We start from the raw sequence: 21435 nt of genomic DNA, 5'->3' as shown, positions 1-21435 counted from the left end.
CAGAGGACCGCCAATGCAACGCCGCACCTTCCTGACGCTGGGCGCCGCCACCGCCGCGCTTGCCGCCTGCGGCGAGTCCGTCTGGGCCCCCGACGAGGCCGTCCGCGCCGCGCGCTTCGTCTCGGACGCCCCGCCCTCGGTCACGCTGCTGACCGTCATCGGCATCCCGCGCGGCGAGGGGGCGCATTCGGGGCTGATGATCAACGGCAGCCAGCGGGTGATCTACGACCCGGCCGGAAGCTGGCAGCACCCGCATATCCCCGAGCGCAACGACGTGCTCTACGGCATCACCGACAACTTCAAGGCGTTCTACCTCGACTACCACGCCCGCGAGACCTACTGGGTGGCCGAGGACAGCATCCCGGTCACGCGCGAGATCGCCGACGCGATGATCCGCTCGGCGGAGGCGCAAGGCGCGGGCTCACAAGGTTTCTGCGCCCGGGACACCGCGACGGTGCTGCGCCGGGTGCCGGGCTTCGAGGGCGCGCCCTCGACGCTGGCGCCGCTGAAGCTGCGCAACTGGTTCCTGAGCCTGCCCGGCGTGACCTCGCGCCGCCACATGGACGGCGACCCGGCCAACAACCACGACGTCCTGCTGCGCCAGCACGGGCAGCTGACGCGGGCGGGGAACGTGGCCGTCAACTGAACACGGGGGAAGGGGCATGCGGACCCTGATCCTCCATGCCGGGCTGCCGAAATGCGGCTCGAGTTCGATCCAGCGCAGCCTCTACGCCGCCCGTGATCGGCTGGCCGCGCGCGGGCTGGTCTACTGGGACATCGGACCGAACCACAGCGAGCCGCTGAAGGCGCTCTCGCGGCCGTATTGCGAGAAGCGCATGCCCGGCCACCTCCGGGCGCGCTATGGCTCGGACAACGCGATCGAGGCCAGCCTGCGCGCCTGCCTCGCCCGGCCCGCCGCCTTCACCGTGCTTTCGGCCGAGGGGATGGGGCGCGTGAAGGGCCCTGGCAAGGCGCGCGCCCCGCGCCCCGAGGACGGGCGCGGCCGCCTGCGGGCCGCGGTGCTGGCGGCGGGCTTCGACCGGCTCAGGATCGTGATCTACGTCCGCCCGCCGCTCGACTGGTGGAACAGCCTCGTGCAGCAGCGCACCAAGACCCAGCCCAGGGCCGAGGCGGAGACGGGGAATACCTCCTACCGCGCGCTGATGGAGCCGGTGCTGACGCTCTTTCCCGAGGCCGAGGCGGAGCTGCGTCTGTTCGATCCGGCGGGGTTCGCGGGCGGCTCGCTGCTGGCGGATTTCCTTGATGCGGCGGGCATCCCGGCGGAGCTGGCGGCGGATGTGGAGGAGGTGCGGGCGAACCCCTCGCTGAGCGCCGAGGCGACGGATTTCCTCGACCGGATGCAGCGGCAGGCGCGGGGAAGCGACCCCATCGGCCGCTGGTTCGTCGAGCGCTACCTGCGCCCGTATCTTAGCGGCGGCGGCCGCTTCGGCCTGCCGCGCGAGACGCTGGCGGCGATGATCGAGGCGAACCGCGACGACATCGCCTGGCTCTCCGAGCGGATGGGCCGCGACATGACGCCGGTGCTGCCGGAGGAGCGCGCGGCTGCGGAGGATGACGGGGATGAAGCCGAGGACCGCCGCGCGGCGATGGTCCTGCAACTGGTCCGCGACCTCGGTCGCCTGCGCTCGGCCGAGTCGCTGCGCGAGGCGGCGGCGGCGCTCGACGCCGGGCGCAGCGATGCGGCACGGCGCAGCCTCTCGCGCGCGCTGAACGAATGGCCGAGGAATGCCGAGGCGCAGGCGCTGCTGGGGCGGCTCGACGGCTGACACGCGGCCCGCTTGGCCTTCGCCCGCGCAGCCGCTAGACCGTCCGCGACCCCGCGAGGACCAGACGATGAGCATGGACAAGACCTTCGACGCCGCCGCCGCCGAGGAGCGCATCGCGCGCGCATGGGAGGCCGCGGGCGCCTTCCGCGCCGGTGCCGGCGCCAGGCCGAACGCCCCCGCCTTCTCGGTCGTGATCCCGCCGCCGAACGTCACCGGCAGCCTGCATATCGGCCACGCCTTCAACAGCACGCTGCAAGACATCCTCGTCCGCTGGCACCGGATGCGCGGCCATGACGTGCTGTGGCAGCCGGGCCAGGATCACGCCGGCATCGCCACGCAGATGGTGGTCGAGCGGCGGATGGCCGAGGCCGGTCAGCCGGGCCGCCGCGAGATCGGCCGCGAGGCCTTTATCGAGAAGGTCTGGGAGTGGAAGGAGCAGTCGGGCGACGCGATCATGCACCAGCTGAAGCGCCTCGGCGCCTCCTGCGACTGGTCGCGCAACCGCTTCACGATGGATGCGGGCTTCCACGACGCGGTGCTGCGGGTCTTCATCGCGATGCACGATCAGGGCCTGATCTATCGCGGCAAGCGGCTGGTGAACTGGGACCCGCATTTCGAGACCGCCATCAGCGACCTCGAGGTCGAGAACATCGAGACCGACGGCCAGATGTGGCACTTCAAGTATCCGCTGGCCGGCGGCGAAACCTATGAATACGTCGAGCGTGACGCGGACGGGAACGTCACGCTGCGCGAGACCCGCGACTACATCTCCATCGCCACGACCCGGCCCGAGACGATGCTTGGCGACGGCGCCGTGGCGGTCCACCCCTCGGACGCGCGCTATGCGCCGATCGTGGGCAGGCTCTGCGAGATCCCCGTGGGGCCGAAGGAGAGCCGCCGCCTGATCCCGATCATCACCGACGACTACCCGGACCCGACCTTCGGCTCGGGCGCGGTCAAGATCACGGGCGCGCATGACTTCAACGACTACGCCGTGGCAAGGCGGAACGGCATCCCGCTCTATGTGCTGATGGATGGCCGCGCGCGGATGCGGACCGATGGCCTGAGCTACGCCGAGTCCGCCGAGATCGCCACCCGCGCGGCACGGGGCGAGGACGTGGGCGACGTGTCCGCCGTTAACCTCGTGCCCGAGGCCCTGCGCGGCCTCGACCGCCTCGACGCCCGCCGCGCCGTGGTGGAGGAAATCACCGCCGAGGGCCTGGCCGTCACCGATGCCGAGGGCAACCCGTGGGTTGAGCGGCGCAAGATCATGCAGCCCTTCGGCGACCGCTCGAAGGTGGTGATCGAGCCGATGCTGACCGACCAGTGGTTCGTGGACACCGCGCGGATCGTGCAGCCCGCCATCGACGCGGTCCGCGACGGCCGCACCGAGATCGTCCCCGAGAGCCACGCCAAGGTCTATTTCCACTGGCTCGAGAACATCGAGCCCTGGTGCATCAGCCGGCAACTCTGGTGGGGCCACCAGATCCCGGTCTGGTATGGCCTCGACCTCGAGGCCGGGGGCTACCGGGACGATGAGGGCGACGGCCAGATCGACCCGTCCGAGATGTTCCGCCTGCTGAACGAGGACCGGCTGGTCCGCCCCGGCCAGATCCACCGCGCCGCGCTCAGCTTCGACGAGGTCCGCGACCGCTTCATCGACGAACTCGCCCCGCAGCCCGCGCCGATCAGCGCGGCCCAGGTGGTCGAGGTCGCCGACCGCGCCGAGGCGATCCACCGCTTCGCCGCGAGCCTCGCCGAATACGAGACGAGCCAGGACCCGACGCATCTGGTCTATCCCGTCTGGCGCGACCCCGACGTGCTCGACACCTGGTTCTCCTCCGGCCTCTGGCCGATCGGAACGCTGGGCTGGCCCGAGGATACCGAGGAACTGCGCCGCTACTTCCCGACCGACGTGCTGGTGACGGGCTTCGATATCCTGTTCTTCTGGGTCGCCCGGATGATGATGATGCAGCTCGCCATCGTGGACGAGGTGCCCTTCCGCCAGGTCTATGTCCACGGCCTCGTCCGGGACGAGAAAGGCGCGAAGATGTCGAAGTCCAAGGGCAACGTCATCGACCCGCTGACGTTGGTGGACGCCTATGGTGCCGACGCGCTGCGCTTCACGCTGACCTCGATGGCGGCGATGGGGCGCGACCCGAAGCTGGGGCCGAAGCACGTCGAGGGCAGCCGGAACTTCGTCACGAAGCTGTGGAACGCGACCCGCTTCGCGCAGATGAACGGCGTCACGGGCGGCGCGGCGCGGCCGCAGCCGTCGCATACGGTCAACCGCTGGATTCTGGGCGAGCTGTCACGCGTCACCCGGCAGGTGGACGAGGCGCTCGGGGCGTTCCGCTTCAACGAGGCGGCCGGGGCGCTCTACGCCTTCACCTGGGGCAAGCTCTGCGACTGGTATGTCGAGGCGGCGAAGCCCCTCTTCGACGGCGAGGCGGCGGCGGAGACGCGGGCGACGATGGGTTTCGTCCTCGACCGGACCTTCGCGCTGCTGCATCCGGTCATGCCCTTCGTGACCGAGGAACTCTGGGCGCTGACCGCCGGGCGCGAGCGGATGCTGGCGCTCGGACCTTGGCCCGAGGCGGAGGCGATCGACGAGGCCGCCGACCGCGAGATGAACTGGGTCATCGCGCTGATCGACGCCATCCGCTCGGCCCGCGCGCAGCTTGGCGTTCCGGCGGCGGCGAAGCTCGACCTGATCGTGACCGAGGCGGATGCCGCGGCCCGCGCGGCGCTTGCCGCCAACGCGCCGCTGATCGAGCGGCTGGCGCGGGTGAACCCGGCCCGTGACGGCGCCGCCGAGCGCGGGACCATCGCGGTGAGCGCCCCCGGCGCCAGCTTTGCGCTGCCGGTGGGCGACGTGATCGACGCCGCGGCCGAGACCGCGCGGCTGGAGAAGCAGTTGGCGCGGACGGTCAAGGACGCCGAGGGCCTGCGGAAGCGGCTCGACAATCCCCGCTTCGTGGAAAGCGCCGATCCCGAGGTGATCGAGGAGACGCGCGAGAAACTGGCCGCCTTGGACGAGGAGATCGCCCGCACCCGCGCGGCCCTGGCGCAGTTGGCGGCGCTCTAGGTTTCCGCGAGAGCCTCCGGCAGCGCCGCCTCGAAGAGCGCCAGCTCCGCCTCAGGCCCGCAGCTGACGCGGATGCAGCGGTCGAGGGGCCCTGTGCCCGGCATCCGCACGAACACCCCGCGCGCGGCGAGGGCGGCAACCAGGCGGCGCGAGAACCCGCCGTCGCGGCCGGTGTCGAGCGCGACGAAGTTGGTGGCCGAGGGGAGCGCCGTCAGCCCGTTCGCCGCCCCGATCCCCGTGATCCGCTCGCGTGCGGCGGCGACCTTGTCGCGGGTCGCGTCGAGCCAGTCCGCGTTGGAAAGCGCCGCAAGCGCGCCTGCCTGCGCGATCCGGTTGATGCCGAAATGGTTGCGGATGCGGTCGAAGCCCGCGATGGCCGCCGCCGGACCGATGGCGTAGCCGACCCGCGCGCCGGCCATGCCGTAGGCCTTGGAGAAGGTGCGGAAGCGCAGCACGCGGGGGTCTTCGGGGTCGATCTGCGGCAGGGCCTCGGGCGGCAGGAAGTCGGCATAGGCCTCGTCCAGCAGCAGGAGCGTCCCCGCGGGCAGTGCCTCCAGCATCGCCTCGATTCGTCCGCACGGCTGCCATGAGCCCATCGGGTTGTCGGGATTGGCGAGGTAGATCAGCCGCGCGCCGGTCGCGGCCGCGCGGGCGGTCAGCGCCTCGGGGTCCTCGGCATCGTGGCGATAGGGCACCTTCGACAGCGCCCCGCCGAAGCCGGCGACGTGGTAGTTGAAGGTCGGATAGGCGCCGTCCGAGGTCACGACCGTCTCGCCCGGCGCCATGAACAGCCGCACCGCGAGGCCGAGCAGCCCGTCGATCCCCTCGCCCGGCATCACGTTCGCCGCCGCCGCGCCCAGCCGGGCCGCAAGCGCCTCGCGGAGGTCATGGTTGTCGGGATCGCCGTATTTCCACACCTCCCCCGCCGCCGCCTGCATCGCGGCCACGGCCTTGGGCGAGGGACCGAAGCCGTTCTCGTTCGCGCCGAGGCGGGCGCGGAACGGGTGGCCCTGTTGCCGCTCGAGCGTCTCGGGGCCGGTGAAGGGCACCGTGGCCGGCAGGGTGGCGGGGATCGGGGCGAAGCGGAGGCGGTCCATGCCGCGGAGGGAAGCGGAAAGGCGGGGGCGGTGCAAGGGCGGCGAAGCCGGGGGTTTTCCACCCCCGGACCCCCGGAGGGATATTTCGGGACAGAAGAAGGGAGACACGGGAGCGGGATGGTGTAGAACAAAGGTTGAACAAACCGAATCGTGACATGGCTGCCACCTTGTCCGCCCCGGTCCCATTCGCCGCCCTTCAGGGGGTCGGGCGATGACGGCCTATGCGGAGCTCTTCACCACCTCCAACTTCACCTTCCTCACCGGGGCCTCGCACCCGGAGGAGCTGGTCACGCGCGCGGCGGAACTCGGCCTCGACGCCATCGCCATCACCGACCGCAACAGCCTCGCCGGCGTGGTCCGCGCCCATGCGGCGCTGCGGGAGCTGGCGCGGATGCGCGACGAGGCGGGGCCTGGGCCGCGCATCTCGGGGCAGCGGACGCTGGACAACAGCGCCCGCACGGTGGTCGAGGGGGCGACGCTTGCGACCGCCGCCCCGGTGGCGCTGCCGCGGCTGATCGTCGGCGCGCGGCTGGTCGCGTTGGACAGTCCGGTGGAATGGCTGGCGCTGCCGATGGACCGGGCGGGCTATGCCCGGCTGACGCAGCTTCTCAGCCTCGGCAAGCGCCGGGCGCCGAAGGGCGAGTGTCACCTGCGGCTCGCCGAGATCGTCTCCGGGACCGAGGGCATGCAGCTGATCGCCCTGCCCCCCGATCCGCTGGCGCCTGCGGGCGAGGCCCCGAAATCCTTCGTACGAAGGATTGCCGCAGGGCCTTCGGACGAAGACCCTGACGAGCCGGCGCCGAAGAAGCGCACCCGCAGCCTCGCGGAGCGCCGCGCCGAGGCCGCAGAGCGCCGGCCCGCGCCCGAGGCCGGGGCGGTCCACGACGCGCTCGCCCGCATGGCCGCGCGGCACCGCTCCCGCCTCTCGCTCGGCGCGGTGCCCCGCTGGGACGGGCAGGACCGGGCGCGGCTGCGGCGGCTGGCGGACCTCGCGCGCGAGACCGGGTTGCCGATGGTGGCGGCGGGCGACGTGCTGATGCACCGCGCCGCGCGGCGGGCGCTGGCCGATGTGCTCTCCTGCATGCGCCTCGGCTGCACGGTGGACAGCCTCGGCCTCCACGCGCTGCCGAATGCCGAGCGGCGCCTCAAGCGAGGGGCCGAGATGCTGCGCGTCTTCGCCGAATACCCCGAGGCGGTGGCGCGGACGATGGCGATTGCGCGCCTCTGCCGCTTCTCGCTTGACGAACTCTCCTACCAGTACCCGGACGAGGTCTCGGCCGGCGAACCGGCACAAATCCGGCTGGAGCGGCTTATCGCCGAGGCCGTGCGCGATCCCGGCCGCTTCCCGCGCGGCATCGCGCCCGATCTGCAGGCCAAGCTCGACCGCGAAGTCGCCCTCATCCGCGACCTGAACTACGCGCCCTATTTCCTCACCGTCCACGACATCATGGGTTTCGCCCGCTCGGAAGGCATCCTCTGCCAGGGACGCGGCTCGGCCGCGAACTCGCTCGTCTGCTACGCGCTCGGCATCACCGAGGTGCCGCCCGGCACCACGCAGATGGTGTTCGAGCGCTTCATCTCGAAGGAGCGCGGCGAGCCGCCCGACATCGACGTGGATTTCGAGCATGAGCGGCGCGAGGAGGTGATCCAGCACATCTATCGCACCTACGGCCGCCACCGCGCCGGGCTGACCGCGACCGTGATCCATTTCCGCACCCGCGCCGCCGTGCGCGAGGTCGGCAAGGTCATGGGCCTGTCGGACGACACGGTCGCCGCCATCGCCGGCCTCGGCTGGGGCTGGGGCTCGGCCCCGCCGGAGCCTGAGCGCATCCGCAGCCTCGGCCTCGACCCGGAGGAGCCGCGCCTCGCGCTCACGCTGCGGCTGATCGGCGAGATCATCGGCTTCCCGCGCCATCTCAGCCAGCATGTCGGCGGCTTCGTCATCACCCAGGACCGGTTGGACGAGATCTGCCCGATCGAGAACGCGGCGATGGAGGACCGCACGATCATCGAATGGGACAAGAACGACATCGACGCGCTCGGCATCCTCAAGGTGGACATCCTCGGCCTCGGGATGCTCTCGGCGCTGCGCAAGGGGTTCGACCTGATTGCCAGCCACGGCGGCCCGCGCTACGGCATCGCCACGGTCCCGCGCGAGGATCCTTCCGTCTACGAGATGCTCTGCCGCGCCGACGCCATCGGCGTCTTCCAGGTCGAGAGCCGGGCGCAGCTGAACTTCCTGCCGCGGATGCAGCCGCGCGAGTTCTACGACCTCGTGATCGAGGTCGCCATCGTCCGCCCCGGCCCGATCCAGGGCGACATGGTCCATCCCTATCTCGCCCGCCGCCAGAGCCGCGAGGCGGTGGTGATCCCCTCGCCCGAACTCAACGAGGTGCTGTGGCGGACCAAGGGCATCCCGCTCTTTCAGGAGCAGGCGATGCAGATCGCCGTGGTCGGCGCGGGCTTCGATCCGGGCGAGGCCGACCGGTTGCGCCGCAGCCTCGCCACCTTCCGCAAGATGGGCACCATCGGCGGCTTCCGCGACCGCTTCATGGAGGGGATGCTGGAACGCGGCTACGATCCCGCCTTCGCCACCCGCTGCTTCGACCAGATCGAGGGCTTCGGCGAATACGGCTTCCCCGAGAGCCATGCCGCCAGCTTCGCGATCCTCGTCTACGCCTCCGCCTGGATGAAGCGCCACCACCCGGCGGCCTTCACCTGCGCGCTGCTGAACAGCCAGCCGATGGGGTTCTATGCTCCGGCGCAGCTGGTCCGGGACGCGCGCGAGCATGGGGTGGAGGTGCGCCCCGTCAGCATCGAGGCGAGTCACTGGGACTGCACGCTGGAGCCGCGGCCGGATGGCGCGCTTGCGCTCCGCTTGGGCTTCCGGCTGGTGAAGGGGCTGGGGCAGGAGGACGCCGACTGGATCGTCGCGGCGCGGGCGAACGGCTATCCGGACGTCGCCTCGGTCTGGCGCCGGGCCGGGGTGCGTCCCTCGGTGCTGGAGCGCCTGGCCGAGGCGGATGCCTTCGCCGCCCTCGGCCTCGCCCGGCGCGACGCGCTCTGGCAGGTGCGGGCCCTCGGGCCGAAGCCGCTGCCGCTGTTTGCCGACCCGATCGACGGCGAGGCGATCCCCGAGCCGGAGGTCAGCCTGCCCGCCATGTCCACCGGCGAGCAGGTGCTGGAGGACTACCTTTCCACCCGCCTCAGCCTGCGCGCCCATCCGATGGCGATCCTGCGCCGGCCGCTGACGGCCGAGATCGGGCCGATGAGCCCCTGCGCGGAACTGGCCCGCGCGCCGCTGCGCCGCCACACCATCACCGGCCTCGTCATCACCCGGCAGCGGCCCGGCACCGCCTCGGGGGTGATCTTCCTGACGCTCGAGGACGAGACCGGCCACGCCAACGTGATCGTCTGGGCGCGGGTCTATCAGCGGTTCCGGGCCGCGGTGATCGGGGGACGGCTGCTGCGGGTGACGGGGCTGCTGCAGCGCGAGGGGATCGTCACGCATCTGATCGCCGAGACGGTCGAGGACCTATCGCCGCAGCTCGGCCGGTTGCGCGAGGGGATCGACGCGCGGGCGGACGAGGGCGGGGTTCGCAAGCCCCCGCGTGGGACGCGGCATCCACGCGAGCAGGCGAAGGCGCTGTTCCCGAGCCGGGACTTCCATTGAGGCGGAACGAAAGAAAGGCGCCCCGCAAGCGGGGCGCCTTTGGGTCCGGGCGGGCCGGACCCCTGAACTCGTGAACGGATTACTCGGGAAAACGAATGCGGCGGGTCTCAGATCCGGCCGGTCCGGTCGCGGAAGAAATCGGTCAGCTGGCGGTCGGCCTCATCCTTGGTCCAGCCGTATTTCTCCTGCATCTTGCCCATCATGCGGTCGCGGTTGCCGCCCATCTGCGTCAGCTCGTCATCCGTGAGATCGCCCCATTTCTCCTTCACGGAGCCCTTGAGCTGGTCCCATTTGCCTTCGACGATATCCCAGTTCATCGCTGTCTCCTGTCATGCCTGTCTTGACGGGAGAACGACGCGGCAGCGGATGCGGTTCCGCGGCGATGACGCAGTGTTCAGTTCACCAGATCGTCAGGCCTCCGGCCTGCGGCGAAGGCGGTGACGTTATCGAGCGCGCGCAACGCCATGTCGGTGCGGACCTCCTCGGCGGCGGTGCCGAGATGCGGCAGCAGCGTGGCGTTCGGCGCGTCGAGCAGCCCCTGCGGCACATGCGGCTCGTGCTCGTACACGTCGAGGCCGGCGCCCGCGATCTGCCCCTCGTGCAGCGCCTGGATCAGCGCCGATTCGTCCACCACGTCGCCGCGGGCGATGTTGACGAGGAAGCCCTGCGGCCCAAGGGCGGCGAGCTCCGCCGGGCCGATCAGGTGCCGCGTCCCGGTCCCGCCCGGCACCGCGATCACGGCAATGTCGCAGGCGGCGAGCATCTCGCGCAGGTCCGGCATCTGCCGCGCGGGCAGGTCGAGGGCGCTGACATGCGAGCGGTTGAAGAACACCACGTCCATGCCGAAGCCGCCGTGGCAGCGCCGCGCGATGGCCTTGCCGATGCGGCCCATGCCGACGATGCCCACCGTCATGCCGCCGAGGTGGCGGCCCAGAAGCTGCGTCGGATGCCAGCCGGTCCATTCGCCCGCGCGCAGCCGCCGCTCGCCCTCGGAGGCGCGGCGGCAGGTCATCAGCATCAGCATCAGCGCGATGTCGGCGGTGGCGTCGGTGACGACATCGGGGGTGTTGGTGACCGCGATCCCGGCGGCGCGGGCGGCGGCGAGGTCGATGTGGTTGGTCCCGGCGCCGAAATTGGCGAGCAGCCTCGCGCGCAGGCCCTCGCCCGCGAAGGCGGCCGCGCCGAAGCCATCGCCGAGCGTCGGAATCACCGCGTCGTAGTCACGCAGGGCGGCAGCGGCCTCGACTGCGGTCAGCGGCGTGGTGCTGTCGCGGAAGGTGGCGTCGAAACGATGGCGGATGGTGGCCTCGGCGCGCGGCGTCATGCGGCGGGTGACGAAGAGTTTCATCAGAAGAGCCGCCCCCCCAGCGGAACCTCGTGGCCGGGACCGACCAGCACCACCTCGCCGTCGGCATCCGGTACGCCGAGGACCAGCACCTCCGAGCGGACCTTGCCGATCTGCCGGGGCGGAAAGTTGACCACCGCCAGCACCTGACGGCCGACCAGCTCCTCAGGCGCGTAGTGGCGGGTGATCTGGGCGGAGCTGCGCTTCTCGCCCAGGGCGCCGCCGAAATCCACCCACAGCTTCAGTGCGGGCTTCCTCGCCTCCGGGAACGGTTCCGCGCGGCTGATGCGGCCGACGCGGATGTCGAGCTTCAGGAAATCGTCGAAGGTGATCTCGGGGGCCGGCGAATCGGTCATCCGGCAAGCTCCCGCCCGCGTGCGGCGGCAGCGGCGACGGTCGCGCGCATCAGCGGGCGCAGGCCGCGCGCCTCGTCCATCAGCACCGCAAGCCCCGCGGCCGTGGTGCCGTTCGGCGAGGTCACGTCCTCACGCAGCTTCGACGGCGCCGCGTCCGAGGCCATCGCAAGCGCGCCCGCGCCCGCCACCGTCGTCCGCGCGAGTTCCAGCGCGAGATCGCGGGGCAGCCCGGCCGCCTCGCCCGCGTCGGTCATCGCCTCGATCATGTGAAAGACATAGGCCGGGCCGCTGCCGGAAAGACCGGTGACGGCGTCGATCTGGTGCTCGCCCTGCAGCCGCACGACGTGGCCCACGGCCTCCATCAGCGTCTGCGCGAGATCGAGGGCCTCGGCATCCGCCTTGCCGTTGCCGGTGATGGCGGTGATCCCCTGCCCGATCGCGGCGGGCGTGTTCGGCATGGCGCGGACGATCGGCGCATCGGGGAAGGCGCGGCCCAGCCGCGCGAGCGTCGTGCCCGCCGCGACCGAGACGATCAGCGTCCCGCCGTGGCCATAAGCGGCGAGGTCGGGCAGCACGCTGTCCATCACCTGCGGCTTCACCGCGAGGACCAGCACCGCCGGATCGGCCGGCGCCGGGCCGTTCACCGCGACTCCCCGGTCTCCAAGCGCCGGGTCGAGTGCCGGATCAACGACATGGACCGCGCCCGGCCGCAGCCCGCGGGCGAGCCAGCCGTCGAGCAGCGCGCCCCCCATCTTGCCGCAGCCAACGAGCAGAAGCCCGCGGTCGTTCAGATGTGACAGATCCATGCGCCGCGCCCCCATCGCAGGGAAGCCCGGCGGGGCGTCCCGTCAGGCCCGTCCGTAGGCTTGGCCCATGGCGATGTCCAGCGCCGCCTCGGGCGTCGCATCGCCCCAGCAGGCGAGCTGGAAGGCGGGGTAGAAGCGTTCGGCCTCCTCGACGGCGGCGCGGATCATGCGGTCGATCTGCCCCGGCTCGGCCATCGCCTCGCCCGCGAGCAGCAGGCCGTAGCGCCAGACCAGCAGCTTCTGCGGCGACCAGAAGGTGAAGCCGCCCTCCCAGACCTGATCGTTGGCGAGGTTCAGCGCCTCGTAGAGCGCGGGGAGCTTCTCCGTCGGCGGGTCGAAGTCGAAGGTGCAGATCAGCCGCAGCATCTCCTCGCGCGCCGACCAGGCGAGGGTCAGGGAATAGCTTCGCCACTGGCCCTCGACGACCATCGCGATCTGATCGTCGGCCAGCCGGTCGAACTCCCAAGCGTGATGCGTGGCGACAGTCTCGACGATGTCGATCGGGTGGATGTCGTCGCTGACGATGAATTGTTCGGAGAGCGCCATGGCCTGTCCCTGCCTTTCGCAGAACCGCGGGGCGAGTTGGCCCCAAGCGGTGGTGGACCTCACAAGGCCCGGCGTTCATACGCGCCGGTGCCTACAACATATCGTGGGAGCAAAGGGGGCAGGTAGCAAGCGATATTTCCGTGACAGCTCACTCCATCAGCTGCGGGTCGCCGTCACGGGCCTCGACCTCCAGCAGCCAGAGGTCGGGGTCGGTGGCGGTCTGCCGCCGGGCAGTCGCGTCGATCTCGGCCTCCGGCCCCTCGGCGATGCGGGTCCAGGGGCGGGTGTCGGTCTCGAAATCCCATTGCCGCGACCAGAGCGCCGCGCGTCCGTCGAGCGTCGCGGCCTTGACCAGCACCGCCCCCGCGGTCGCATCTCCCCGGCGCAGGACGTAGCCGGCGCGCCCCTCGAGATCCAGCCGGTGCAGCCAGGCCGAGACCCAGAGGCCGGTGGCGAGCCGCGCCTCCACGTGTCAGGCGTTGCCGTCGCGGAAGTCGAGGCCGATCTCGCCATAGCGTTCGGCCTCCTCCTGCCAGTTCTCGCGCACCTTGACCTGCAGGAACAGGTGCACGTCGCGGCCCATGAACTCCTTGAGCTCGGCGCGGGCCAGCTGGCCGACGGCCTTGATCGTCTCGCCGCCCTTGCCCAGCACGATGCCCTTGTGGCCGGGCCGGGCGACATAGATGATCTGGTCGATGCGGGCCGAGCCGTCGTCGCGTTCCTCCCAGGCCTCGGTCTCGACCGTGAGCTGGTAGGGAATTTCCTCGTGCAGGCGCAGGGTCAGCTTCTCGCGCGTGATCTCGGCCGCGATCATCCGCATCGGGAGGTCGGCGATCTGGTCCTCGGGGTAGAGCCACGGGCCTTCCGGCACCGCCTGCGCTAGCCAGCGGCGCAGGTCGTCGGTGCCGTGGCCGCGCTCGGCGGAGATCATGAAGGTCTGCTCGAAGGCGAAGGCGGCGTTCAGCCGTTCCGAGAGCGCCAGCAGGACCTCCGCCTTCACCCGGTCGATCTTGTTGATGACGAGCGCCACCGGGATGCCGCGCGCCCGGTCCTTCAGCGCCTCGAGGATTTCGGCCACGCCCTCCGTCAGCCCGCGATGCGCTTCGATGAGCAGCAGCACGATATCGGCATCCGCCACCCCGCCCCAGGCGGCCGCGACCATCGCCCGGTCAAGGCGGCGGCGCGGGCGGAAGAGGCCCGGCGTGTCTACGAACACAAGCTGCGCGGCGCCCTCGATGGCGATGCCGCGGATGCGGGCGCGGGTGGTCTGGACCTTGTGGGTCACGATCGCGACCTTGGCGCCCACCATGCGGTTCAGCAGCGTGGATTTCCCGGCATTCGGCTCGCCCAGAAGCGCGACGAAGCCCGCGCGGGTCGGTTCGTTCTCTGTCATGCCCCCACCTCATCCAGCAGCGCCCGTGCCGCCGCCTGTTCGATCCCGCGCTTGGTCCCGGCGCCCTCGGCCTCGGCGCTGCGCCCGTCCTCGAGCGTCACCCGGATGCGGAAACGCGGCGCGTGGTCCGGGCCGCTGCGGTCCATCTGCTCATATCGCGGCGGCGGCATGCCCTGCGCCTGCGCCCATTCCTGCAGGATCGTCTTGGCGTCGCGCGCATCGGCTTGAACCTGATCCAGCCGGTCGCCCCAGAGGCGCAGGACCACGGCCCGCGCCGCCTCCCATCCGGCGTCGAGATAGACCGCCGCCAGCACCGCCTCGAGCGCGTCGGCCAGCAGCGCCTCCTTGCGCCGCCCGCCGGAAAGCATCTCGGACCGGCCGAGCTTCAGCACCTCGCCCAGACCGACCTCGCGCGCGACCTCGGCGCAGGTCTCGCCGCGCACGAGGGCGTTGAGGCGGGGCGCGAGCTGCCCCTCCGACGCGCCGCGGTCGGCGGCGAGCAGCGCCTCGGCCATGGCGAGGCCGAGGACGCGGTCGCCCAGGAATTCCAGCCGCTGGTTGTCGGGCCGCGTCTCGGAGCCGATCGAGCCATGTGTCAGCGCCCGGACCAGCAGTTCCGGGCGCGCGAAATCATGGCCGAGGCGGCGGGCGAAGGCGGTGGTTTCGGCCGAGGGCGTCAATGCACCGCCTTGAAGAAGCGGTCGCTGCGCCAGGTCCAGAAGTAGAGCAGCGACCGGCCCGCCGACGAGAACATGATCCGGTCGGCGCGGCCGATCAGGTATTCGGCCGGCACGAAGCCGAGACCGCCGGTCGCCGGGTCGAAGCGGCTGTCCTCGGAGTTGTCGCGGTTGTCGCCCATGAAGAAATACGTCCCGGCGGGCACGGTGAAGACCGGCGTGTCGTCGGCGATCCAGCCCGGCACGATGTCGAGCACGTCATGCGTGCGCCCGCCGGGCAGGGTCTCGGTGAAGCGCGGCTTCTCGCAGACCGCGCCCTGCGGCACCGGCTCGTTGGCGCAGCGCGGCATCAGTTGCTGCGGGCCCTGCGGCAGTTTTGGTTCGGTGAAGACGCCGTTCGGCGTCTGCGGCACCTCCTGCCCGTTGAGCCAGAGGGTGCCGCTGCGCATCTGCACCGTGTCGCCGGGCAGGCCGACCACGCGCTTGATGAAATCGACGCCTCGAGTCGGATGGCGGAACACCACCACGTCGCCGCGCTCGGGGTCCGAGCCCAGGATGCGGCCCGAAATCGGGCAGAGCGAGAAGGGGCAGGAATGCTGCGAGTAGCCATAGGCCATCTTGTTGACGAACAGGAAGTCGCCGATCAGCAGCGTGTCCTTCATCGAGCCGGAGGGAATCCAGAACGGCTGGAAGAACAGCGTGCGGAAGATCCCGGCGATGACGAGGGCCCAGAACACCGTCTTCACGGTCTCCCAGATGCCGCCCTCGGTCTTCGTTGTCGTGTCGGCCATGCTGCGGCGGCCCCTTTCGCTGCGGTCGGCGCTGTTGACCGCTTCGCGTGGCGGGAGTCAAGTTGAGCCCCCGTGAGGAGGGGCGATGCCGTTCATCGATTCGCGCGCGGTCCGCCGGGTGGAGTGGGAGGCGGGCACGCTCTCGGTCTGGTTCGCGGATGGCGACCGCTACGACTATGCGGGGGTGCCGGAGCGGGTCTATGACGCTTTCCTCGCGGCGCCCTCGGCCGGTGCGTTCTTCGCGGAGCATGTCCGCGACAAGTATGCGTTCAGGAAGGTGCGTCGAAAGTAGAGCGCGGCCCGCATTCAGCGATCAGGGCTCGCGCACGGACGCCAGCCTGAGCTGGCGAGCCGCCCTGATGAGCCGCGTGTCGAAGGTCGCGAAAGCCTCCTGGGGGCTGGCACCCAGATGCAGCGCGTCGGCGAAGTCGAGGCCCGCCTCGGCCCGGTCGAGCGCCTCCGCCAGCCGTCCCGGAGCCTCGACACGAACCTGGGGCAACCCCGCAAAGGCGCGCAGCGCCGCATGGATGTGCTCGGGCGCGAAGCCGTAGGCGCTCCTCAGGACCCACTCGGTCTCCAGCATGACTGTGAGGGCCACGAACACGTCCTGGCTTGCGACGAGCGCGCGCGCCTGCCGCGACTGCTCGGCATGATCGTTCGTCAGGAAGCGGACGAGTACATTGGTGTCAATCGCGACCATGCCGCCGTGCCGCCTCCCCCAAGACGGCGGCGTCCATCTCCTCGATCGTCCGGGCCGGACCGGTCGCAGGCAGGATCCCGAAGACCTCGTCCGGCGCCGTCGGGGGAAAGGCCGGAGCCGGGCGCAGCAGCACCCCTTCAGGCGTTTCCTCCACGACCAGGCGGGTGCCCGCGCTCCAATGGCGGCTCTCGCGCACCCTCTTGGGCAGGATCACCTGTCCCTTGGTGGACAGGGTCGTGGTGAGCGGATTGTGTGCAGCCATGAGACGCGTCCGTGGTAAGATGATCGTAAGATAAGCGTCGGGCATCGCTGCCGCAAGTGGCGGATGGACGCCTTGCACGCGCGCGCCAGGCCGCCCGAGGGTGCTTCAGCCGTTGGCCGGCACCGCCTCGATCACCACAACCGCCTGCGCCCAGGGGCGGTCGTCGGTCAGGCTGACATGGATCACCGCCCGGTGGCCCTCGGGCGTCATCGCCGCGAGCCGCTCGGCCGCCCAGCCGGTCAGCGTCATATGCGGCTGGCCGCGGGGATCGTTGGCGACCGCCATGTCGCGCCAGGCGATGCCCATCCGCAGCCCGGTGCCGAGGGCCTTGCTGCACGCCTCCTTCGCCGCCCAGCGTTTTGCCAGCGTCGCCGCCTCATGCGGGCGGCGGGCGGCGCGGGTGAGTTCGGCCTCGGTGAAGACGCGGTCGCGGAAGCGGTCGCCGAAGCGGGCGAGGACGCCCTCGATGCGCTCGATGTTGCAGAGGTCGGTGCCGATGCCGAGGATCATTGGCCCACCCATCCGCGCGGGTCGAGGTCGGAGGGCGCGGCGGGGGCGGTGCCGTCCGCGGCGAGGGGGCCGACCGGCTCGGCGAAGGCCCAGTCGTAGGTGGCGCGGAACATGCCGATCGTGCGCTCGAAGAAGCCGCCGAGGCTCAGTTCGGGCAGCTCGTCATAGAAGCCCTGCGCGCCCTCCCAGGCGCTTCCGGGGCTGCTGGCGACGGCGTTCCAGATTTCCGTCCGGCTCGGGGCCTGCATGCCGCAGACGGCGGTGGCCTCGGGCGGCAGCGCGCGGTCGGGGTTCATTGCCACGTCAAGCTCGCGCATGTCCTTCATCATCTCGCAGGCGTCGTGCAGCTCCCAGGCCGTCGCCGCGGCGATGACGCCGATGCCGACCACCGGCAGGGCCTCGCCGAAGACCGAGCCGACGTTGCGCGCCGTAGCGGTCGCCGTCCGGCGGGCGAGGCGGTCGGAGGTGTCGGCCACCGCTTCCGCCGCCGTCGCCCTCGCGCCGCGATAGGTCACCTTCCGCGCGGCGCGGGCATCGGCGGCCTCGGCGCTTGCCGCGGCGGCGCGGCGTTCGGCCTGCACTGCGCGGGTTTCCAGCCGGGCCACGTTGTCGGCATTGCGGCTGGCGAGGCTGCGGACGCCCGAGACCGCCTGCACCGCGCCGCCCACCGCCGCCGCGATCACCGGCGAGACCGCCATCGCCACGTTGAGCGCCAGCGACGCCGCCATGATGAGCATCATCAGGACCGACCAGAGCCCGCCCAGCGTCGCCCAGATCAGCCGCAGAAGCGTCATTCGGACTGCCGCGCCGCGTCCATGCGCCGCCGCATCTCGACGATCGCCGGGCCGAGGCCGCGCAGGATCGCCTCGCCGATCAGGAAATGGCCGATGTTGAGTTCGCGCAGCTCGGGGATGGCGGCGATGGGGGCGACGTTCTCGTAGGTCAGCCCGTGGCCGGCATGGACCTCCAGGCCCAGCGAATGGGCCAGCCGCGCGCCCTCGCGCAGGCCCTCGAGTTCGCCCCGCTGTGCCGCGGACTTGCCCTCGAGCCCGAGGTCGCACCAGGCGCCGGTGTGCAACTCGACCACCGCCGCCCCGGTCCGCGCCGCGGCCTCGATCTGGCGCGGCGCGTGGCCGATGAAAAGCGACACGCGGCAACCGGCCTCGGCCAGCGGCGCGATGAAACCCGCAATCCGCGCCTCGTCGCCCGCCACGTCGAGCCCGCCCTCGGTGGTGCGCTCCTCGCGCTTTTCGGGGACGATGCAGACCGCATGCGGACGGTGGCGGAGCGCGATGGCCTGCATCTCCTCGGTCGCCGCCATCTCGAGGTTCAGCGGCCGCTCCAGCACCTCCATCAGCCGGGCGATGTCGTCATCGCTGATGTGGCGTCGGTCCTCGCGCAGATGGGCGGTGATGCCGTCGGCGCCCGCGGCCTCGGCCACCCGCGCGGCCTCGACCGGATCGGGCCAGGGCGTGCCGCGCGCGTTTCGGACGGTGGCGACGTGGTCGATGTTGACGCCGAGACGCAGCATTCCGGGCCTCCAGTTGTGTGCGGGCCGCAGCCTAGCCGCGGGCGGGGGCGGGGGCGAGTCCCGTCGCCGTGACCCACCAGCCGGGCTCCGTGGCGGCGATGCGGGCGGCGGCGGCCTCGGCGGCGCGGGGTGACGCGTAGAGGCCGAAGCAGGTCGCGCCGGAGCCGGACATGCGGGCAAGCGCGGAGCCGGTGCCGCGCAGGGCTTCCAGAACCGCGCCGATCTGCGGGGCGAGGGCGAGGGCCGGGGGTTCGAGGTCATTGCGGCACGTGTGGAGCCATGCGGCCAGCGTCGCCGCATCGGGAAAGGCGGGAATGGCCGGCAGGCCGGGGTTGTCCGTGCGCGCGAGGCCCGCGAACACGGCGGGGGTCGAGAGCGGGGTGCCCGGATTGGCCAGCACCATCGCCAGCGGAGGAAGGTCCGGGACGGGATCGAGGATCTCACCCGTTCCGCGCATCCGCGTTGCGCGGCCGGCGAGACACACCGGCACATCCGCGCCCAGCCGCTCGAGGCGGTCGGGCAGCGGATGTCCCATCCGCGCCAGCCCCCGCAGCACCGCAGCCGCATCGGCGGAGCCGCCGCCGATGCCCGACGCCACCGGCAGCCGCTTCTCCAGCGTGATCCGCGCCTCCGCCCCCGCAAGCCGCAGGGCGCGCAGACAGAGGTTGTCCTCGCCCGCGTCCAGTCCCGCAGCGAACGGCCCGGTGACAGTCAGCGAGGCGGCGCCCGGTTCGAGCGTCACCCGGTCCCCGACCTCCGCGAAGACCACGAGCGAATCGAGCAGGTGATAGCCGTCGCGCCGCCGCCCGGTCACATGCAGCGCGAGGTTGATCTTCGCAGGCGCGGCTTCGGTCGGCATCGCCGGCGGATCAGCCGCCGTTCCGCTCATCCGCGCTGTCCGGTGCCGCGGCAGCCTCCGCAGGCGCCTTGATCGGCCGCCCGGCCGCCTCGTCCTCCAGCACCGCGTCGAGGCCGCGCTCGAGCTTGGCGCGGATGCGGTCCACGTCCACCTCCTCGTCGGTCTCGTCGGGGTGGTCGTCGAGCACGAGGCTCAGCGCGCGCTGCCACTGGGTCTCGGCCTCGCGCTGCCGGCCGGCCATCCAGTAGACGTCGCCCAAGTGGTCGTTGACCAGCGGGTCGTTCGACATGGTCTGCACCGCGCGCTCCATCGGGCCGACCGCCTCGTCGAAGCGGCCGAGCCGGTAGAGGCCCCAGCCCAGGCTGTCGAGGATATAGCCATCGTCAGGGCGCAGCCGGGCGGCCTGTTCGACCATTTCCAGCCCCTCCTCGAGGTGCATGTTGCGGTCGATTAAGCTGTAGCCGAGATAGTTGAGGATCTGCGGATGCTCGGGCCGGATATCCAGTGCGGCGCGCATGTCGCGCTCGGCCCCATCGAAATCGCCCGACCGCTCGCGCGCCATGCCGCGGGCGTAGAGCGGGAACCAGCGGGCATCGCCGTCCTCGGCCGCGATCAGTTCCAGCGCGCGGCTGTAGGCGGGAATCGCGGCGGTGTATTTCTCGCGCTGGCGCAGGATGTCGCCCGAGGCGATCCAGGCGGAAGCCAGTTGCGGCCAGGCAGCGGTCAGCGCCGCCGCGGCCTTCTCGGCGTCGTCCAGCCGGTCGGCGCGGGCGAGGGCGTCGATGCGGGCGAGTTCCGCCAGCGGGCGCACTTCGCCCAGGTTCCTCAGCGCCTCGTATTCGGCCTCGGCCAGGTCGAACTGACCGTCCATCTGCAGAAGCTGCGCCGCGACCAGCCGCGCCTCGGAGAGCTGCGGGTTGAGCCATGCCGCGAGGCGCGCCTGCACGAGGGCGAGGGGGTCGGGGTCCTCGCTCGCGGCAAGGGCGGTCGCGAAGGTCAGGAAGGTCTGCGCCACGCCGTCCTTGGCATCCCGCAGCGCGGTGAAGGGCACCGGCTGGCCCGAGGCGAGGCGGGCCGAAAGGTCGATCAGCGCCGGTTCTTCCGCCGCGCCGGGGACGTCCTCGATCAGCGCGAGCGCCTCGTCGCGGCGGTCGAGCTGCACCAGGATCTCGGCATGGGCGATGGTGCCGGGCAGATGCAGGCCGGTGTCGGGCTGGGCCAGCAGTTCCTCGGCCCCCTCGTAGTCGCCGACCCCGGCGCGGACGAGGGCGAGGTTGTAGTCGATCATCGGCTTGGCGCCCGAGATCCGGGCCAATTGCTCCAGCCGCGCCATTGCGTCGGTCGCCTGCCCGGCGCCCAGCAGCGCCCAGGCCTCCAGCAGCCCGTCGAGCAGTCGCCCGCCCGGCGTCGTGCCGCGCTCGCGGGTCGCGGTCGAACGCTCGCGCAGTTCCTCCCAGTCGCCCTCCTGCGACGCGGCGGCGCGCAGGACCACGTCGGCGAGTTCCGTCTCGGTGCCGCTCTCGTCCAGCGTGCGGGCCAGGCTGACGGCCCGGTCCACGTTGCCCGCCGAAACGAGCGAGACGAGGGCGCTGTCGATCAGGAACGGCTCCTGCGAATCCTGCTGCAGCACGCGCAGGAAATAGTCGGCGGCGGCGGCGAAGTCGTTCTCGCCCGCGGCCTGCCGCGCGGCGAGGTAGGGGCCGGCGAGGCCGCGGGTGAGGGGGCCGTGGACCGGCTCGCGCGCCGGCCGCTCGATGGCGGCGGCGGGGGGCGCGAGGTCGTGCGGGGTTTCGGCGGGGGCGTCCTCGGGCGAGGCGGCGGGTTCGGCCCCCGGTTCGGCGGCGGGCGCTTCGCCCTCCGGCGCGGCCTGCGCGAGGCCCGGGCGCGGCACGGGCCGCTCGTCGGCACCCGCGGGCATCGCGAGGGCGAGCGCGGTGAGCGCCAGAAGCAGGCTGCGGGTCGGTCGGATGGGCACGGGCGGGCCTCCGCGGTCCGTATCGGGATGCGGCCCCGA

The 21435-nt window shown here is 71.7% G+C and carries 22 protein-coding genes; 5 read left to right on the top strand and 17 right to left on the bottom strand.

Going from position 1 to position 21435, the window contains the following annotated elements; genetic code table 11:
• Positions 1-13 precede the first annotated feature (13 nt).
• The 3 genes from GI374_RS04775 to GI374_RS04765 all read left to right on the top strand — a co-directional run bounded on the left by GI374_RS04775 (position 14) and on the right by GI374_RS04765 (position 4875).
• Positions 14-646, top strand: coding sequence for a hypothetical protein (locus GI374_RS04775; protein ID WP_154335868.1), 633 nt, complete (start codon positions 14-16; stop codon positions 644-646).
• A 16-nt stretch (positions 647-662) separates the two neighbouring features.
• Entirely contained in the window at positions 663-1787 is a 1125-nt protein-coding gene (locus GI374_RS04770; protein WP_154335867.1) for a hypothetical protein, read from the top strand.
• Positions 1788-1854: 67 nt separating this feature from the next.
• Positions 1855-4875 carry a valine--tRNA ligase gene (locus tag GI374_RS04765; protein ID WP_154335866.1) on the top strand — a complete coding sequence of 1007 codons (3021 nt, stop codon included), beginning with the start codon at positions 1855-1857 and terminating at the stop codon, positions 4873-4875.
• On the opposite strand, the gene GI374_RS04760 is transcribed toward GI374_RS04765, so the two are convergent.
• Positions 4872-5972 carry a pyridoxal phosphate-dependent aminotransferase gene (locus GI374_RS04760; protein ID WP_154335865.1) on the bottom strand — a complete coding sequence of 367 codons (1101 nt, stop codon included), beginning with the start codon at positions 5970-5972 and terminating at the stop codon, positions 4872-4874. The two genes, GI374_RS04765 and GI374_RS04760, sit on opposite strands and share 4 nt — an antisense overlap.
• Before the next feature lie 211 nt (positions 5973-6183).
• Between GI374_RS04760 and GI374_RS04755 the strand changes: the two genes are divergently transcribed.
• The gene (locus tag GI374_RS04755; protein ID WP_154335864.1) at positions 6184-9645 is read left to right on the top strand and encodes an error-prone DNA polymerase; all 3462 of its coding nucleotides are present in this window, start codon (positions 6184-6186) and stop codon (positions 9643-9645) included.
• A gap of 107 nt (positions 9646-9752) precedes the next feature.
• Here GI374_RS04755 and GI374_RS04750 read toward each other — a convergent pair whose 3' ends face one another.
• The 9 genes from GI374_RS04750 to lepB form a co-directional block, all read right to left on the bottom strand.
• Complete coding sequence (locus GI374_RS04750) at positions 9753-9962, bottom strand: CsbD family protein (RefSeq protein ID WP_154335863.1); 210 nt, start codon at positions 9960-9962, stop codon at positions 9753-9755.
• A 77-nt stretch (positions 9963-10039) separates the two neighbouring features.
• A complete protein-coding gene (locus GI374_RS04745) occupies positions 10040-10993 on the bottom strand; it encodes a D-glycerate dehydrogenase (RefSeq protein WP_154335862.1) in 954 nt (317 codons plus the stop codon).
• Complete coding sequence (locus GI374_RS04740) at positions 10993-11346, bottom strand: tRNA-binding protein (protein WP_154335861.1); 354 nt, start codon at positions 11344-11346, stop codon at positions 10993-10995. The genes GI374_RS04745 and GI374_RS04740 overlap by 1 nt, the downstream gene beginning before the upstream one ends.
• Complete coding sequence (gene proC / locus GI374_RS04735) at positions 11343-12152, bottom strand: pyrroline-5-carboxylate reductase (RefSeq protein WP_154335860.1); 810 nt, start codon at positions 12150-12152, stop codon at positions 11343-11345. The genes GI374_RS04740 and proC overlap by 4 nt, the downstream gene beginning before the upstream one ends.
• Before the next feature lie 42 nt (positions 12153-12194).
• Complete coding sequence (locus GI374_RS04730) at positions 12195-12698, bottom strand: YbjN domain-containing protein (protein WP_154335859.1); 504 nt, start codon at positions 12696-12698, stop codon at positions 12195-12197.
• 148 nt (positions 12699-12846) lie between these two features.
• Positions 12847-13167 carry a DUF1491 family protein gene (locus GI374_RS04725; RefSeq protein WP_370515143.1) on the bottom strand — a complete coding sequence of 107 codons (321 nt, stop codon included), beginning with the start codon at positions 13165-13167 and terminating at the stop codon, positions 12847-12849.
• Between the two features lie 3 nt (positions 13168-13170).
• The gene (gene era / locus GI374_RS04720) at positions 13171-14091 is read right to left on the bottom strand and encodes a GTPase Era (protein ID WP_154335858.1); all 921 of its coding nucleotides are present in this window, start codon (positions 14089-14091) and stop codon (positions 13171-13173) included.
• Positions 14088-14771, bottom strand: coding sequence for a ribonuclease III (gene rnc / locus GI374_RS04715; protein ID WP_154335857.1), 684 nt, complete (start codon positions 14769-14771; stop codon positions 14088-14090). Before rnc ends, era begins: the two co-directional genes overlap by 4 nt.
• Positions 14768-15559, bottom strand: coding sequence for a signal peptidase I (gene lepB / locus GI374_RS04710; RefSeq protein WP_154335856.1), 792 nt, complete (start codon positions 15557-15559; stop codon positions 14768-14770). The genes rnc and lepB overlap by 4 nt, the downstream gene beginning before the upstream one ends.
• 85 nt (positions 15560-15644) lie before the next feature.
• Between lepB and GI374_RS04705 the strand changes: the two genes are divergently transcribed.
• Complete coding sequence (locus GI374_RS04705) at positions 15645-15851, top strand: KTSC domain-containing protein (RefSeq protein WP_154335855.1); 207 nt, start codon at positions 15645-15647, stop codon at positions 15849-15851.
• A 21-nt stretch (positions 15852-15872) separates the two neighbouring features.
• On the opposite strand, the gene GI374_RS04700 is transcribed toward GI374_RS04705, so the two are convergent.
• The 7 genes from GI374_RS04700 to GI374_RS04670 all read right to left on the bottom strand — a co-directional run bounded on the left by GI374_RS04700 (position 15873) and on the right by GI374_RS04670 (position 21396).
• Positions 15873-16259: a type II toxin-antitoxin system VapC family toxin gene (locus GI374_RS04700; RefSeq protein ID WP_154335854.1), complete on the bottom strand. Its 387-nt coding sequence runs from the start codon at positions 16257-16259 to the stop codon at positions 15873-15875.
• Positions 16246-16521: an AbrB/MazE/SpoVT family DNA-binding domain-containing protein gene (locus GI374_RS04695; RefSeq protein WP_154335853.1), complete on the bottom strand. Its 276-nt coding sequence runs from the start codon at positions 16519-16521 to the stop codon at positions 16246-16248. Before GI374_RS04695 ends, GI374_RS04700 begins: the two co-directional genes overlap by 14 nt.
• Before the next feature lie 105 nt (positions 16522-16626).
• Positions 16627-17031 carry a holo-ACP synthase gene (acpS, locus tag GI374_RS04690; RefSeq protein WP_154335852.1) on the bottom strand — a complete coding sequence of 135 codons (405 nt, stop codon included), beginning with the start codon at positions 17029-17031 and terminating at the stop codon, positions 16627-16629.
• Positions 17028-17825, bottom strand: a complete 798-nt coding sequence (locus GI374_RS04685) for a hypothetical protein (RefSeq protein ID WP_154335851.1) — start codon at positions 17823-17825, stop codon at positions 17028-17030. The genes acpS and GI374_RS04685 overlap by 4 nt, the downstream gene beginning before the upstream one ends.
• Positions 17822-18562, bottom strand: a complete 741-nt coding sequence (locus tag GI374_RS04680; RefSeq protein WP_154335850.1) for a pyridoxine 5'-phosphate synthase — start codon at positions 18560-18562, stop codon at positions 17822-17824. The genes GI374_RS04685 and GI374_RS04680 overlap by 4 nt, the downstream gene beginning before the upstream one ends.
• Before the next feature lie 31 nt (positions 18563-18593).
• Positions 18594-19421: a 4-(cytidine 5'-diphospho)-2-C-methyl-D-erythritol kinase gene (locus GI374_RS04675; protein ID WP_154335849.1), complete on the bottom strand. Its 828-nt coding sequence runs from the start codon at positions 19419-19421 to the stop codon at positions 18594-18596.
• A gap of 10 nt (positions 19422-19431) precedes the next feature.
• The gene (locus GI374_RS04670; RefSeq protein WP_154335848.1) at positions 19432-21396 is read right to left on the bottom strand and encodes a tetratricopeptide repeat protein; all 1965 of its coding nucleotides are present in this window, start codon (positions 21394-21396) and stop codon (positions 19432-19434) included.
• Positions 21397-21435: the final 39 nt, after the last annotated feature.

This window comes from Paracoccus sp. S-4012 (assembly GCF_009674885.1).
In the GTDB taxonomy this organism is placed as follows: domain Bacteria; phylum Pseudomonadota; class Alphaproteobacteria; order Rhodobacterales; family Rhodobacteraceae; genus Paracoccus.
This window is presented reverse-complemented; position numbering and strand designations above follow the sequence as displayed.